The following is a 13,778-nucleotide window of genomic DNA, read 5'->3' as shown; positions in this document are numbered from 1 at the left end:
AACCCGTGCGGGGCGCCGCACGGCAAGAACAGGGCGCCCCGCGGGCAGGCACGGGGCGCCGCGCGGGCAGATCAGGGCGGTTGGTGGGCCCGCATCCGCCCTGATCTGCCCACCGGGCGGGCAGCCAAGTGCTTTCCCCGTCGTGGTTCTGTCCAGGATTTTTCCAGGGGAAACGGCCCCGGGACTTAGGTCCCTGGACTGCGGCCGGAGGGGACTCTAGGCTCAACGCATTCATCAGCCGGGCCGTCCGCCGACCGGAGAGGGTGCTGGGATCATTCCACGCGGGCGCCGCCGTGCCCCCGACCTGCTCGCAGCATGCGGGCACACAGGAGCCCACCATGCTTGTCACCGACGACATCCAGGCCTTGTACACGGCTGTCAGCGGCCCGGTCGCGTTGCCGGACAGCCCCGAGTTCGAGGCCGAGACGCGCGCCTTCAACGCCGCCACAGTCCACCGGCCCGACGTTGTCCTGGGGGCCGAGAACGCACAGGACGTCGCAGCCGGGGTGAAATGGGCGGCAGAACGCAGGCTCCCGGTGGCGGTCCAGTCCACCGGGCACGGCGCTGACTCGGTGGTGGAGGGCGGCCTGCTAATCAACACGCGCCGTCTGCAGGAACTGCAGATCGATCCGGTCGAACGCAGCGCACGAGTCGGCGCCGGGGTGAAGTGGCGCAGTGTCCTCGAAGCAAGTGTGCCGCTCGGGCTGGTCGGACTGCACGGTTCCAGCACCGACGTCGGCGTGGTTGGCTACACCCTCGGCGGCGGCCTGCCCGTGCTGGGTCGCGCCCATGGATTTGCGGCGGACCATGTCCGCAGCATGGAGGTCGTGACCGCCGACGGCGCGCTGCGCCGGATCGACGCCGAGGCCGAAGCCGAGCTGTTCGCGCTGATGCTGGGCGGCAAAGGCAACTTCGGGATCGTGACCGAACTCGAGTTCAGCCTCTTTCCGCTGGGTGAGTTTTACGGCGGCGGGATCATCTATCCCGGGGCGGATGCGGCCCACATCCTGGCCGCATTCCGGGAGTGGCTCCCCACGCTGCCGGACGACGCCTCGCCCTCAATCTCCCTGCTCCGGCTTCCGGAGATGGACTTCGTCCCCGCGCCGCTGCGGGGCCAGTTCGTGGTGCACCTGCGCTTCGCCTTCCTGGGTACCCGTGAGGACGGCGACGCACTGCTTGCCCCGATGCGGGCGGTCTCGAGTCCGTTGATGGACACGGCCGGGCCCATGAGCTACCTCGACGTTGACCAGATCCACATGGACCCGGCGGATCCGCTCCCGTTCACGGCCGGCGGGGCGCTCCTGAAAGACCTCGGCGAGGAGGCCGCCGCGGACCTGCTGAAGCTCACCGGTGAGGGCTCGGACTGTCCGCTGCTCCTGGTCGAGATCCGCCCGCTCGGCGGGGCCCTGGCCCGTGCAGGGGCACTGCCGGACGCGGTGTCCGGGCGTGACGCGGCGTTCCTGCTGTTCCTCCTCGGGTTCAAGATGCCACCGTTGGCCAAGGCTGTCGCCGCCTCGATCCGCGGGGTCCTGACTGAGATGGCTCCGCGCTCCACGGGATACACGCTGGTCAATTTCCACGGCGAGCCCGGCGATGAAACTGACCGGGCGAGGGCCTGGTCGCCCGCCGTCTACGAGCGGATGAGGGCCGCAAAGTCCAGCTACGACCCGGGCAACCTCCTGCGCTTCGGCCACGCGATCACCGGAGTGCCGTCCGCGGCCTGACCCTCCTTGCGGGGTCGTTCCCGCGACACACGTCACGACGACGGCGGCCCCGCACCTTTGCTGTGAAAGGTGCGGGGCCGCCGTCGGTGTCCTTCGCATTCCTCCAGGGGGCGCCTCGCGGGCAGTTCAGGGCGGATGGCGGGCCCGCATGCGCCCTGAACTGCCCACCGGGCGGGCCGGGAGAACTAGCTGGCGAGCCAGATGTCCGGGCCGAAGACCTCGTAGTGGATCTTGGTGGCCGGGATGCCGGCATTGATGGCCTCGTTGCGGATGCTCTTCATGAACGGCAGCGGACCGCAGAGGTAGAGCGAGGCGTTGGCCGGGAGGTCGACTTCGCGCAGTGACATGAAGCCCTCCTTGGTTCCGGCGACCGGCTGCTCGAGCCAGAGCTGGAGGTCGGCGCCGTCGAGGCGTTCGACGTCGTCCGTCATCTGGCTGCGCAGCGCCCAGCTGTCCAGGTCGCTTTCCGCGTGCAGGACCAGGACTTGGCGGTCCGAGCCGGAGTCCGCGAGGGAGCGCAGGATGGATGCGGTCGGTGTGCAGCCGATGCCGGCGGAGGCCAGGACGACGGGGCCGTCGCCCTCCTTGAGGGTGATCTCACCGTAGGGGTTGGAGATCTCGAGGATGTCGCCCACCTGGACGTTGTTGTGCAGGACGGGGGAGACCTCGCCGCCGTCGTCCTTCTTGGTGGTGAAGGTGCGGCTCGTGCCGGCGTCGCCGGACAGCGAGTACTGGCGGACCTGGCGCAGTCCGTCCGGAAGGGTGACCTTGACGCTCACGTATTGTCCCGCGAGGGCGGGGGTGATGGGGGTGTCGTCGGCCGGTTCCAGAGTGAAGGTCATGGAACCGGTGCCGGCGGCGGTCTTGGCGGCGACCCGCCACGGGCTCCACATCACACTGTTGGCCTGTGCGGCGTAGAGGCCCTTTTCGAGCTTGATCAGGGCGTCCGCCATGAGCCAGTAGACCTCGGTCCAGGCTTCGGCGATTTCCGGGGTGATGACCTCGGCCAAGTCCTCGGCGATGGCGGCGAAGAGGTGCTCGTAGACCACCTGGTACTGCGGTTCGGTGATGCCGAGGGAAGTGTGGCGGTGGGCGATGCGGGCGAGCACGGTCTCCGGCAGGGTGCCGGGGTTGGTCACCAGGTGGGTGGCGAAAGCGGCGATGCTTCCGGCCAGGGCCTGCTGCTGGTTGCCGTTGCGCTGGTTGGAGCGGCTGAAGAGCCCGTCGAGCAGTTCCGGGTGGGCTGCGAAGAGGCGGGCGTAGAACTTGGGGGTGATTTCACCGATCCGGGATCCGACCAGCGGGAGGGTGGCCTCGATGACGGGGAAGGACTTGTCCGAGAGCATGTTGTCTCCTGAGATAGTGGCCCGGGGTCTTCAGCCGGACCGATGGTAAATACTTGTATTTAAAATGCAAGTATTTGTACCTCAGTTCTACATGGCGTAGAAAACATTCACAAATCGGCCGGTTCCCGGGCGTGGCGGGCGGCCGGCGGCCGCGGCGCGTGGGGTCCGGCTCAGAGGCCGGGGCGCATGCCGATCGCCTGGAACACCGGCGCCATCTGCCGGGAGGTCGGCAGGGACGCGACGACGATGTCGTCCAGTTCGCGGTAGAACGCCTCGCGGGCGCGGGAGAGGGCCCCGCGGAGGAGGCACTCGTTGATCAGCGGACAGGGCCCGTCGGCGGCGATACAGTCGGCCGGGTCCATGCGGTTGTCCAGCTGGCGCAAGAGTTGGCCCACGGTGGCAGCCCGGCCGGCGCTGCTGAGCCGGGAGCCACCGTGCCGGCCGCGCTCGACGTCGATCATTCCCAGCTCACGCAGCTTTGCCATCGCCTTGCTGACATGGTTGTACGGTGTCGCGACGGCGTCTGCGATGCTCTGGGTTGTGAGGAGTCCGCCGGCTGGAGCGGCCGCGAGCACCATCATGGCGCGCAGGCTGACATCCGCGAAGGCGTTGATCTTCATAACACCAGTTTACTGGCGGTCTAGTCCACCCAGACGCCGGGCTCGTTGGTATCGGCGGAGAGCTCGCCAAATTCGAGTTCGCGCGTTGCGGGATTCGCGGCATAGGGCAGCACCGCGGCGAACAGCGATCCGTCCCGGTGTTCAGCGGCGACGTGGATGGCGTCCGAGGATTCCTCGAGCAAGGTGATGTCACACACGATGGCGGCGGCGCGGAACTCGTCCCGGTGCTGCCGCAGGAGCTCCGTGAGGTCGCCGATCATCGAGTCTGCGTCGAAGTCCGCGTCCGTCCCCTCGGCCGCGTCGGCGGGAGTGACGGCAACCAGCCGCACCTCGCCGTCGTTCTCGACCACGAGGGCGAACGGCAGGAACCCGCCGTTGCGCTCAAGCTGCTCCTGGGCCGCCCCGACGCCGGTTCCCAGCAGGTTTTCCAGATCGGTGGCGCTGGCCTCCGGAACGCTGTCCCGCCAGGCCCCCTCCGCGGGCCCGGCGGCGGGCTCGGCTGCGCTCCCCGTTGCGGTTTCGGCCGGCAGTTCCGTCACAGGCCTAGCCCCGGACCAGTGCCAGGACGCGGTCGCGGACACGCTCCATGGTGTCTTTGTCCGTGGCCTCGACGTTCAGGCGGAGGAACGGCTCGGTGTTGGAGGGGCGCAGGTTGAACCAGTAGCTGCCGTCCGTGGCGATGAACGTGCTGCCGTCAAGGTAATCCACCTCGACGTCCTCGTCGCGGAAATCGTGCCGGACGCGTTCCACGGCCCCGGCTTTGTCTTCGATTTCCGAGTTGATCTCGCCGGAGGACAAATACGGCTCGTATTCGCGGCCGAGGTCCGACAGCGGGCCGTCCTGCTCGCCGAGGGCCGCCAGCACGTGCATGGCGGCCAGCATGCCGGTATCAGCGTTCCAGAAGTCACGGAAATAGAAGTGGGCGGAGTGTTCGCCGCCGAAGATGGCGCCCTCAGCGGCCATCACGGCCTTGATGAAGGAGTGGCCCACACGGGTGCGCACTGCCCGGCCGCCGTCGCGTTCCACCAGTTCGGGGACGGCGCGGGAGGTCAGCAGGTTGTGGATGACGGTCGGGTTGGCCTCGCCGAGCCCCTGCGCACGGGCAATCTCGCGGCGGGCGACCATGCCCGTGATCGCGGACGGCGAGACGGGTTCGCCCTTTTCATCGATGACGAAGCAACGGTCGGCGTCGCCGTCGAACGCCAGCCCGATGTCCGCCCCGTGCTCGACGACGGCGGCCTGCAGGTCACGCAGGTTCTCCGGCTCCAGCGGGTTGGCGGGGTGGTTCGGGAAGGACCCGTCGAGCTCGAAGTACAGCGGAATGATCTCCAGGGGGAGCTTGGGCAGCAGTGCGTCGCCAAGCACCGCCGGCGTCGTGAGGCCGGCCATGCCGTTGCCGGCATCCACGACGACCTTGAGCGGGCGGGAGCCGCGGAGGTCCACGAGGCCGCGCAGGTACTCGGAGTAGCCCTTCAGGACATCGTGGACGCCGATCAGGCCGCGCACGGGGGCAGCGGGGATGGAACCGGAGTTGAGGTACTCCTCGGCGCGGGCCTGGATTTCCTTGAGCCCGGATTCGGAGGAGATCGGCTCGGCGCCGGCCTTGGCCATCTTGATGCCGTTGTACTCGGCGGGGTTGTGGCTGGCGGTGAAGGTGGCACCGGCCGCATTGAGCGCACCGCAGGCGTAGTACAGCTCATCGGTAGAGATCAGGTCAAGCAGCTGGACGTTGGCCCCGCGGCGGGCGGCGCCGCCGGCGAATGCCTTGCTGAACTCGGGGGAGGAGGGGCGCATGTCGCCGCCGACAAGCACCATCTTGCCCTCCAGCTGCAGGACGTCGACGAATGCCGCACCCACAGCCTCGACGATCTCCGCGGTGATCGATTCGCCGACAATGCCGCGCACGTCGTAGGCCTTGAAGGAGGCCGAGAGGTCAAAAGTCTTTGTCTGGTCCATAGTCACGCGTCTTATCTTACGTTGACGGCCGAACGGGGCTGTGGAGGGACACCGGCGGTGTCATCCGGACCCCCGGACCCCCGGACTCCCGGACTCCCGGACTCCCGGACCCCCGGCGGATCCGCTGTGATTGTCCACATAGCAAAGCCCCCGGCTTCGTGGCTCCCGGAGCGGGCTGGGATACTGAAGCAATGGCCAATACCCAGAACGCTGCAGTCCTCTCCGTGTCCCCTGATCCCGCTGGAGGCGCCGGTTCCGCCGGTTCGGCCGGGGTGCCCGGGACGCGGGAACAGGCCCAGGAAGTGCTGCGCGAGCTGGTCGGGCACCCGGCGGCGGAGTTCCATGACGGCCAGTTTGAAGCCATTGAGGCCCTTGTCGACGGCGGCCGGCGGGCCCTCGTTGTGCAGCGCACCGGCTGGGGAAAGTCGGCCGTGTACTTCGTCTCGTCCCTGCTGCTCCGGCGCCGCGGCGCCGGGCCCACCCTCATCGTGTCCCCGCTGCTGGCCCTCATGCGTGACCAGGTGGCCGCCGCGGCCCGGGCCGGGGTCCGGGCGGTGGCCATCAACTCCGCCAACCAGCTGGACTGGGACACCGTCCGCGAACAGCTCGCGGCGGATGAGGTCGATGTCCTGCTGGTCTCCCCGGAGCGCCTCACGAACCCCTCGTTCCGTGAAAACCAGCTCCCAGAGCTGATCCGCCGCACCGGGCTCCTGGTCATCGATGAGGCGCACTGCATCTCGGACTGGGGCCACGATTTCCGTCCCGACTACCGGCGCATCGCGGACCTGATCACCCAGCTACCGGATACCGTTCCGGTCCTGGCCACCACGGCCACCGCCAACTCCCGGGTGGTCCACGACATCGAGGAGCAACTGGGCGCCGGCGTGCTGACCATCCGCGGGGCCCTGGGCCGCGAATCGCTCCGGCTGGGGGTGCTGCGCCTGCCGGACTCCCGCGACCGGCTCGGCTGGCTGCTCACGCACCTGAAAGACCTCCCCGGCAGCGGCATCATTTACACCCTGACGGTCTCCGCGGCCGAAGACACCGCCCGGCTCCTGGCCGAGGCCGGGCACGAGGTGCTGGCCTACACCGGACGCACCGACCCCGCGGACCGGGAACGCGCCGAGCAGCTCCTTAAGGACAACCAGGTCAAGGCCCTTGTGGCCACGTCGGCGCTGGGCATGGGCTTCGACAAGCCGGACCTCGGCTTCGTGGTGCACCTGGGGGCGCCGTCCTCCCCGGTGGCCTATTACCAGCAGGTCGGCCGTGCCGGCCGTGGCGCCGCCAACGCCGACGTGCTGCTGCTGCCCGGCTCCGAGGACCGCGACATCTGGCAGTACTTCGCCACCGCGTCGATGCCCTCGGAGCAAAAGGCCGGCGCGGTGCTGGCCGCCCTCGCCGAGGCGGGGACCGCCGTATCCACGGTGGCACTGGAAGCGCGGGTGGACCTGCGCAGGACGCCGCTGGAGCTGCTGCTGAAGGTGCTGGCCGTCGACGGCGCCGTCGAGCGCGTCGGCGGAGGCTGGCGGTCCACCGGCCAGCCCTGGAACTACGACGCCGAGCGCTACAGCCGGATCGCGGAGGCCCGGGTGGACGAACAGGACTCCATGGTGATCTACCAGGACACTGCCGGCTGCCGGATGGAGTACATCACCTCGGTCCTCGATGACGAGACCGCCCACGCCTGCGGCCGCTGTGACAACTGCGCCGGGCAGTGGTTCCCGGCGGACATCGCAGCCTCGGCCACCGAAGCCGCAGGCCAGACGCTGAGCCGCGCCGGTGTCCCGCTGGAACCCCGGTTGCAGTGGCCCAGCGGCATGGACGGGCTGGGAGTACCTGTGAAGGGCAAGATCAAGCCCGAGGAAAACGTCGCTGCGGGCCGGGCGCTGGCCCGGCTCACGGACCTGGGCTGGGGCGGTGCCCTGCGCGAAGCCTTCGCCGCGGGAGCCCCTGACCGCACAGTGGACCCGGGCATGCTGCAGGCGTGTGTCCAGGTGCTGCGCGAGTGGGGCGCCGGTGACGCCCGCACCCCCGGCTGGAGCGGGGCCGGCCGGCCCGCCGCCATCATCAGCATCCCGTCCCGCGGCAAGCCGGCCCTGGTGGACTCCCTTGCCCGGGGTATCTCGGACATCGGCCGGATCCCGTACCTGGGACAGCTCCAGCTTGAGCACGGCGGACCGGCCGGCGGGCGCGGCGGCAACAGCGCGTACCGTCTTGCCGGGGTCTGGGAACGCCTGGTGGTGGGTCCGGAACTGGAAGCAGCCCTGGCCGGGATCCAGGGCCAGAGCGTGATGCTGATTGACGATCTGGTCGACAGCCGCTGGACCGTGACTGTCGCAGGCCGCGCCCTCAGGCTCGCGGGCGCCGGGGCGGTGCTGCCGCTGGTGCTTGGCCAGGCCGGCTGACCTCGGCGCCCGCGTGGCGCGGCAGCGTCAGGCTGTCCAGGGTGCTCAGCAGCATGACCACCGCAATCGCCAGGAACGCCGCGCGGTACGGCGCGGCCGGATCCCCGCCAGCCGCACCCGCACCGCCCGGCAGCGGGCCACCGGCCTCGTAGACCCGGATCAGCAGGGCACCGATGGCGATCCCGGCCGCCGTCGCGAGTTGCACCAGCGTCGCGGAAACGGCGTTGGCGGACGGCAGCTGGGCGGGAACGACGTCGGCGTACTGCACCGAGGCGTAGGCGGAGAAACCGATGGACCGGAACGCCCCGCTGGCGACGAGCAGTGCGAAGATCAGCGGCTCCGGGGTGCCGGCGTCGATCAGGGCGCACAGCGCAAAAGTGGCCGCCGAGGCCAGGGACGCGAAGACCAGCACCGGCTTGAAGCCGAAGCGCCGGATGAGCGGGGTCGTGGCCGGCTTAATCCAGATATTGCCAATGAACACCGCCGCGACGAGGACCCCGGCGTGCAGCGGATCCCAGCCAAAGCCGTTCTGGAACATCAGCGGCAGCAGGAAGGGCACGGCACTGATGGTCAGGCGGTAGATGAACCCGCCGGTCGCCGTGGCGCGGAACGTCCGGGCGGTGAAGACGCCCAGGTCGAACAGGGGGGAGCGGGCCCGCCGCATCCACCAGACCGCCGCGACGAGGAACAGCAGCCCGGCGGTGATGCTGAGGGCAGCCAGGGCGCCGGACCCGCGGCCGCCCGCCAGCTCCAGGCCCACCACGACGGACCCCACACCCAGCGTCGTGAGGCCAAGCCCCAGCCAGTCCAGGCGCCGGGCGCGGTCACCCGCGGTGCCCGGGACCAGCCGCAGCGCCGCGAGGAACGCCGCAAGTCCGAGCGGGAGATTGATCAGGAAGATCCAGTGCCAGGACAGGAACGTCGTGAGCGCGCCTCCGACCAGCGGCGCCAGGACAGGTGCCAGCAGGCCGGGCCACACCAGGTAGGCCGTGGCGCGGAGCAGGTCCTTCTTCGCTGTTCCGCGAAGCACCACGAGGGTCCCGACGGGTACCATCATGGCGCCGCCCGCACCCTGCAGCACCCGGCTCAGGGTCAGCATGGCCAGATCCTGGCTGAGCGCGCACAGCAGCGAGGCCACCGTGAACGTGGCAATGGCCAGGCAGAACACCCGCCGCGCCCCGAGGCGTTCGGCCAGCCAGCCGCTGAGCGGGATCCCCATCGCCACCGTCATGAGGTAGGCCGTCATGGTGACGTTGACGTCCGCTGACGGGACAGAGAAGTCCGCCGCGATGCTGGGGATCGCGGTGGTCAGGACGGTGCCGTCCAGGAACTCCATAAAGAACGTGGCAGCGACGAGCAGGGCCAGCCGCGGGCTCCAATCGTCCGCGGTTGTGCTGGCAGCCGGGGAAGGGAGCGCGGCGCTAGGAGGCATGGCCGGCTTCAAACCCGCCGGACTCCAGCACTGCCATGGCCGCGTTGTGCCCGGCGATGGCGCTGACGGCACCCCCGCGCCGGGCACCGGAGCCGCAGAGCAGGATCTGCGCGTCATCCGTTGCGACGCCCCAGCGCCGCGCCGGGGTGTCGAGCGGCGCATCGTCCTCGACGAAGGGCCAATCGAGTCCGCCGTGGAAGATGTTGCCCCGCGGCATGCCGACCGCCCGCTCGATGTCCAGGGTCGTCTTGGTTTCAATGCAGGGCCGTCCGTCCGGGCCCGTCAGCAGCAGCTCCTCGACGGGTTCGGCCAGGACCGAGTTCAGCGATTTCAGGACTGCCGCCTGCAGTTCCGTCCGGCGCTGCTCATTGTTCTCCGCCGTGATCAGCCGGTCCGGGACGTGCAGGCCGAACACGGTGAGGGTCTGCGCCCCCGCGGCCTGCAGTTCCAGGGACAGGATGCTGGGATCGGTGAGGGAATGGCAGTAGATCTCGCAAGGCAGCGGGTCGGGGATGGAACTGCCCGCGGCGGCGAGGTAGGCGGCGTCGAGCTGCGACCAGGTCTCGTTGATGTGGAACGTCCCGCCGAAGGCAGCTTCCGGGCTAACGCCCTGATCGAGCAGCCGGGGCAGGCGCGTCAGCAGCAGGTTCACCTTGACCTGGGCGCCTTCCCGGAGATGGTTCGGGTTCCGCGTGGCGGGCGTGGCTGTGCTGGCGGCGTCGGAGCTCCGCAGCCGGTCCAGCACCACCGGGGCCACGTTGGCGAGGACCCATGAAGCGGTGGCCGTGCGCTCGGCGCCGTCGTGGCGGTAGCTGACCACGCCTCCCGGGCGGATGGCAGTGACTTCCGCGGACGTCAGAATCGTCGTCCCGGCTTCGCGGGCGGCCCGTTCCAGTTCCCCGGAGACCGCGCCCATGCCGCCGACGGGCACGTCCCAGTCGCCGGTTCCGCCGCCGACCAGGTGGTACAGGAAGCAGATGTTCTGCTGCAGATCCTGGTCGCCGGCCCGGGCGAAGGTCCCGATCAGGGCGTCCGTGAGCACCACGCCGCGGACCAGGTCGTGCTGGAGTTCCCGGGCGATGGCGTCCCCGATGGGGCGTTCGATCATGGCCTCCCACGACTTTTCCGCCCCGGCCCGGGCCGCGAGATTCCGCGCCGCGGAGCGGGTCGGCAGCGGCGAGGTCATGGTGGGCCAGAGGGCTCCGGTGAGTTGGCGGCAGCCCGCGTAGAAAGCGGTGAAGGCCTCGAATTCGCCGTCGGGTGCTCCGACCGCGGCAAAGGATGCCGCGGTGGCCGCGGCATCCCCGTTGTCGATCAGCAGGGCCTTGCCGGCGTTGTGCGGGTCGGGCGTGTACGACGAATACCGGCGCCGCGCCAGCCGGATGTCCAGGTCCAGGTCGTCAATGACTTGCTGCGGGAGGAGGCTCACGAGGTAGGAATACCGCGATAGGCGAGCGTCGACGCCGTCGAACGCCTGGGCGGACACGGCGGCGCCGCCGGGATGCTCAAGCTTCTCCAGCAGCAGGACCTTCCGGCCGGCTTTGGACAGGTACGCGGCCGCGGCCAGGCCGTTGTGGCCGCCGCCAACGATGATCGCGTCAAACGCGTTGTTGCCCGACATGCGCCTATCCTGCCACCCGGGCTGCCGGGAAGGCGCCCGGTGTCCGGCACCCGGACGTGGCGCTAACCCCGGTGCCGCGAAGCCCGGCGGTGCCCGGGTACGCAAAAGGCCCCGGTCAAGGACCGGGGCCAAACGCGGAGACGGGGGGATTTGAACCCCCGGTGGAGTTGTGCCCCACACTTCATTAGCAGTGAAGCCCATTCGGCCGCTCTGGCACGTCTCCAATTGCTATGAACTAGCCAACCAAGGATACGCAGAAGGGGCCATGCAGTGCAAAACGAGCAACGCGGGGTCATTTTGCGCCCGTGTTGGGCCCGCGCATGGGCGCGAAGTGACCCCGCGTTGCCCTGCGCGGTGGGGAGCCCCCGGCCGGGAGCGGCGGGTCAGGCGCCCCGGCCGGCCAGGGCGCGCCACAGGAAGTGCTGGCTGCGGCTCTGCAGGGCCGCAGCCTGGCGGTTGTCGGAGGCCCCGGCGTGGCCGCCTTCCAGCGCCTCGTGGAACCAGACGTTGGGGATGCCCATTGCCTGCATGCGGGCGGCCATCTTGCGCGCCTGCACCGGCCCGACGCGGTCATCGGACGTCGCCGTCCAGATGAACGTCTCCGGGTAGTCCACGCCGTCCCGGAGCATGTGGTACGGGGAGAACGTCCTGATGAACTCCCACTGTTCGGGCACGTCGGGGTCGCCGTATTCGGCGATCCAGGAGTGGCCGGCGGAGAGCTTGGTGTAGCGGCGCATGTCCAGCAGCGGGACCCCGCAGGACACGGCGCCGAAGAGCTCCGGGTAGCGGGTGAGCATGTTCCCCACCAGCAGGCCGCCGTTGGAGCCGCCCACGCAGCCGAGCCGCTCGCGGGACGTCACGCCGCGGGAGATCAGGTCCGCCGCCACGGCCGCGAAATCCTCGTAGGCCCGGTGCCGCTTCTCCTGCAGGGCCGCGCGGTGCCACGCGGGGCCGTATTCGCCGCCGCCGCGGATGTTGGCCACGACGTAGACCCCGCCGCGGGTGTGCGGGGCGTCCCCGTGCTGCCCGGCCGATTCCCCGGTGCGGCGCTCCAGCCAGGCCCGCCCAATCGCGCCGCTGTAGGCCGGGGTCCGCGAGATCTCGAAGCCGCCGTAGCCGGAGAGCTGGGTGGGGTTCTGGCCGTCCAGCACGAGATCCTTGGACGCCACCTGGAAATACGGCACCCGGGTGCCGTCCTTGGACACGGCAAAGTGCTGCTGGACCTCGTAGGCCGCTTCATTGAAGAACGACGGCGAGGACCGGACCACCTCGTGGGTGCTGTCCACGCCGCTCCCGGCGGCACGCTTCAGGGTGCCGCGGGTGAGCGTGCTGGGCGTGGTGAAGCCGGTGGCCACGAGCCAGAAGTCGTTCCCTGCGCCGGGGGCCTCGCCCTCGGATACCGGTGCAGCGCCGTCGGTGCCGTCGTCGTCCGTGTCCTCGGCGGTGTCCTCGTCGTCGACGGCGTAGGCCGTGACGTCGTGCAGCGGCGGGCAGGCGTCCAGCACGGTGGAGGCCCAGGCAGTGTCCGTTCCGGGCTGTGACGGATCGAGGACCAGGATCTCCGAGGAGACGTCGCGCAGCAGGTTCAGCAGCAGGAAGTCCCGGGTCCAGCTCCAGGACTGCAGGGAGGTGTGCTCATCCGGGGCGAACAGCACGGACAGTTCCCGGCCACCGGCCAGGAAGTCCTCGAAGCCGGCGGCGAGCAGGGACCCGGCCGGGTAGTTCGTTCCGCCGACGGTCCAGTCCTTCTGCGGCCGGAACAGCAGCCAGCCGCGGTGCGCGCTGAGGTTCACATCCGGCGGGACGTCGATCTGCACCCACCGCCCGTCGCGCAGCACCGCAGTGGTCCGCTCAAAGAAGCTGAGCCAGTCCACGGCAAAGGTCCGCTCGAAGCCCGGGGTGGAGTCGTGCGCCACGAGCGCCATCATGTGGTCTTCCGGGATGTCGAACAGCCGCTCCGCCGTGGCCAGGGTTCCGCCGCGGCGCAGCTTGACGCCGGTCCGGGCATAGGAGGAGGTGGTGCTGGGCAGACCCGCTGCGGTGGAGGAGACCAGCAGCGTGTCGGCGTCGAGCCAGGAGGCGTTGCCCTTGGCTGTCGGCAGGTCGAAGCCGCCGGCGGCAGGGTACACGAAGCTTCGGGACTCGACGTCGAACTCCCGGTAACGGTTCGCGTCGCCGCCGTCGGGGGAGAGCGCGAGCAGCGCCAGCCGGTGCGGTTCGCCCGCGGCCGGGCGCAGGAAATTGGCGCCGTGGAAGACCCACTCCTCGCCCTCCGCAGCGGCCAGCGCGTCCACATCCAGCAGGACGTCCCACTCCGGAGTTCCGCCGCGGTAGCTGTCCCAGCTGGTCCGTCGCCACAGGCCCTTCGGGTTCTCCCGGTCCTTCCAGAAGTTGTAATACCAGTCGCCGTGCTTGCCCACCATGGCGATCCGGTCGGTGGAGTTCAGCACCTCGAGGATGCCGGACTCCAGCGCGGTGTATTCCGGGCCCTCCAGCAGTTCCTCGGTGCGGGCGTTCTGTTCGCGGACCCAGGCGAGCTGTTCCTCGCCGTAGATCTCCTCAAGCCAGATGTTCTCGTCGACGGGTTCGGGTGCCGTTCCCGCGGCGGCGGACGCGGTGTCCGCGGCGGGGCGGCCGGGCGCGGGAGGGGGAGCAGCTGGGGAGGTGGTCATTT

The 13,778-nt window shown here is 69.8% G+C and carries 9 protein-coding genes and 1 tRNA gene; 2 read left to right on the top strand and 8 right to left on the bottom strand.

What is annotated here, in order from left to right; translation table 11 throughout:
* The first annotated feature begins 338 nt into the window (after positions 1–338).
* Entirely contained in the window at positions 339–1,724 is a 1,386-nt protein-coding gene (locus tag QCD75_RS02825; protein ID WP_301225524.1) for an FAD-binding oxidoreductase, read from the top strand.
* Between the two features lie 185 nt (positions 1,725–1,909).
* Here the strand turns inward: QCD75_RS02825 and QCD75_RS02820 are convergent, their stop codons facing one another.
* The 4 genes from QCD75_RS02820 to QCD75_RS02805 all read right to left on the bottom strand — a co-directional run bounded on the left by QCD75_RS02820 (position 1,910) and on the right by QCD75_RS02805 (position 5,652).
* Positions 1,910–3,070 carry a globin domain-containing protein gene (locus QCD75_RS02820; RefSeq protein WP_301225522.1) on the bottom strand — a complete coding sequence of 387 codons (1,161 nt, stop codon included), beginning with the start codon at positions 3,068–3,070 and terminating at the stop codon, positions 1,910–1,912.
* Positions 3,071–3,240: 170 nt separating this feature from the next.
* On the bottom strand, positions 3,241–3,690 hold the full coding sequence (locus tag QCD75_RS02815) for an RrF2 family transcriptional regulator (RefSeq protein WP_301225520.1): 450 nt from the start codon (positions 3,688–3,690) through the stop codon (positions 3,241–3,243).
* A 20-nt stretch (positions 3,691–3,710) separates the two neighbouring features.
* Positions 3,711–4,220: a hypothetical protein gene (locus QCD75_RS02810; RefSeq protein ID WP_301225706.1), complete on the bottom strand. Its 510-nt coding sequence runs from the start codon at positions 4,218–4,220 to the stop codon at positions 3,711–3,713.
* A 13-nt stretch (positions 4,221–4,233) separates the two neighbouring features.
* Positions 4,234–5,652, bottom strand: a complete 1,419-nt coding sequence (locus QCD75_RS02805) for a phosphomannomutase/phosphoglucomutase (protein ID WP_301225518.1) — start codon at positions 5,650–5,652, stop codon at positions 4,234–4,236.
* 185 nt (positions 5,653–5,837) lie between these two features.
* Between QCD75_RS02805 and QCD75_RS02800 the strand changes: the two genes are divergently transcribed.
* On the top strand, positions 5,838–8,051 hold the full coding sequence (locus QCD75_RS02800; protein ID WP_301225516.1) for a RecQ family ATP-dependent DNA helicase: 2,214 nt from the start codon (positions 5,838–5,840) through the stop codon (positions 8,049–8,051).
* Here QCD75_RS02800 and QCD75_RS02795 read toward each other — a convergent pair.
* The 4 genes from QCD75_RS02795 to QCD75_RS02780 form a co-directional block, all read right to left on the bottom strand.
* Entirely contained in the window at positions 7,996–9,483 is a 1,488-nt protein-coding gene (locus QCD75_RS02795) for an MFS transporter (protein ID WP_301225514.1), read from the bottom strand. The genes QCD75_RS02800 and QCD75_RS02795 overlap by 56 nt on opposite strands.
* The gene (locus QCD75_RS02790; protein WP_301225512.1) at positions 9,473–11,104 is read right to left on the bottom strand and encodes a phytoene desaturase family protein; all 1,632 of its coding nucleotides are present in this window, start codon (positions 11,102–11,104) and stop codon (positions 9,473–9,475) included. The genes QCD75_RS02795 and QCD75_RS02790 overlap by 11 nt, the downstream gene beginning before the upstream one ends.
* A gap of 135 nt (positions 11,105–11,239) precedes the next feature.
* Positions 11,240–11,327 (bottom strand) — tRNA-Ser (locus QCD75_RS02785).
* 160 nt (positions 11,328–11,487) lie between these two features.
* Complete coding sequence (locus QCD75_RS02780) at positions 11,488–13,776, bottom strand: prolyl oligopeptidase family serine peptidase (RefSeq protein ID WP_301225510.1); 2,289 nt, start codon at positions 13,774–13,776, stop codon at positions 11,488–11,490.
* Positions 13,777–13,778: the final 2 nt, after the last annotated feature.

This window comes from Arthrobacter sp. PsM3 (assembly GCF_030433895.1).
Taxonomy (GTDB): domain Bacteria; phylum Actinomycetota; class Actinomycetes; order Actinomycetales; family Micrococcaceae; genus Arthrobacter.
Note: the sequence above shows the minus strand (reverse complement) of the source record. Positions and strands in the feature narration are given on the sequence as shown.